General features: G+C 41.3%; 1 protein-coding gene and 1 pseudogene. One reads left to right on the top strand and one right to left on the bottom strand.

The window, feature by feature from the left end; genetic code table 11:
* Window positions 1-123: 123 nt before the first annotated feature.
* Window positions 124-306: pseudogene (locus tag CBG25_RS09845) on the top strand (multifunctional transcriptional regulator/nicotinamide-nucleotide adenylyltransferase/ribosylnicotinamide kinase NadR); the annotation flags it as partial.
* Between the two features lie 43 nt (window positions 307-349).
* Here CBG25_RS09845 and ettA read toward each other — a convergent pair.
* The coding region (ettA, locus tag CBG25_RS09850) for an energy-dependent translational throttle protein EttA (RefSeq protein WP_290606364.1) at window positions 350-1551 on the bottom strand (1202 nt) is incomplete at its 5' end.

Here is a 1551-nt window from a genome sequence, read left to right on the forward strand (position 1 = left end):
ACATAAACGATTATCTCGTAACAGCCGCTCTTTGTTGATCATTTCAAACCTTTATTCTCTAAGTTAAACCTCTTTTTATTCTCAATAGCGTGACAAAAAATGCAAGTCTCTATTCAGCAACTAGTTTGTAGTTTGGCTAGTGATGAGGAACGTATAGCATTTCAAAATTTATTGATTGAACTACTGATTGAAAATCAAGTGGAATTTGTGGTGGTTGATTCGCCTAATTATGATGAGCGTTTTTTACGCTGTATTGAGTTGGTTCAGCAACTGCTTATGATGGATGAAAAATCTCCGAATTTTTAAATGGTAAGGCTCGCTTTAGCGAGCCTTATTTTATTTGGCTTATTTATTTGCTCATCTTTTTATATTTGATGCGATGAGGTTCTAGCGCATCAGCGCCCAATGTCCGTTTTTTATAATCTTCATATTCACTAAAATTACCTTCAAAGAATGTGATTTTTCCTTCATCTTGATAATCAATAATATGAGTGGCAATACGGTCAAGAAACCAGCGATCGTGGGAAATAACTAATGCACTGCCAGGAAATTCCAGTAATGCGTTTTCTAACGCGCGTAATGTTTCGACATCCAAATCGTTAGTTGGCTCATCCAGTAGGAGCATATTACCACCAACCTGAAGTAGTTTTGCCAAGTGTAAACGGCCACGTTCACCACCAGAGAGTTCTCCAACTCGCTTACCCTGATCAACTCCTTTGAAATTAAAGCGTCCGACGTAAGCTCTACTTGGAATTTCGAAATTACCGATACGCATAATATCTTGTCCGCCGGAAACCTCTTCCCACACGGTTTTATTATTGTCCATGGTGTCACGAAATTGTTCAACTGAAGCAACTTTGACGGTTTCACCTAAGGTTATAGTGCCAGAGTCAGGCCGTTCTTGACCTGAAATCATGCGAAAAAGGGTTGATTTTCCCGCGCCATTTGGGCCGATAATACCCACGATAGCCCCTTTAGGGATCGAGAAACTAAGGTTATCAATTAAAACCCGATCACCATAGGATTTACTGAGATTTTCAACCGTTAAAACTTTGTCTCCTAGACGAGGCCCTGGCGGAATGAAGAGCTCGCTGGTTTCATTACGTTTTTGATAGTCAACACTGTTTAACTCTTCAAAACGGGCTAAACGGGCTTTTCCTTTTGCTTGCCGGCCTTTAGGATTTTGTCGGATCCATTCAAGTTCTTTTTCGATCGATTTGCGGCGAGCAGCTTCGCTGGAAGCATCTTGTGCTAAGCGAGTCTCTTTTTGTTCTAACCAAGAGGAATAATTACCTTCCCATGGAATACCCTCTCCGCGATCAAGTTCCAGGATCCAACCCGCGACGTTATCTAAGAAGTAGCGATCGTGAGTGATAGCAACAACAGTGCCTTCGTAATCATGTAAAAACCGTTCTAACCAGGCAACGGATTCTGCATCCAAATGGTTAGTTGGTTCATCAAGTAATAGCATATCGGGTTTTTCCAGCAGTAAACGACAAATAGCTACCCGACGCCGCTCTCCACCTGAAAGTTGTTCTATTTTTGTCTCCC

The sequence above is a fragment of the Arsenophonus sp. ENCA genome (assembly GCF_002287155.1).
Taxonomy (GTDB): domain Bacteria; phylum Pseudomonadota; class Gammaproteobacteria; order Enterobacterales; family Enterobacteriaceae; genus Arsenophonus; species Arsenophonus nilaparvatae.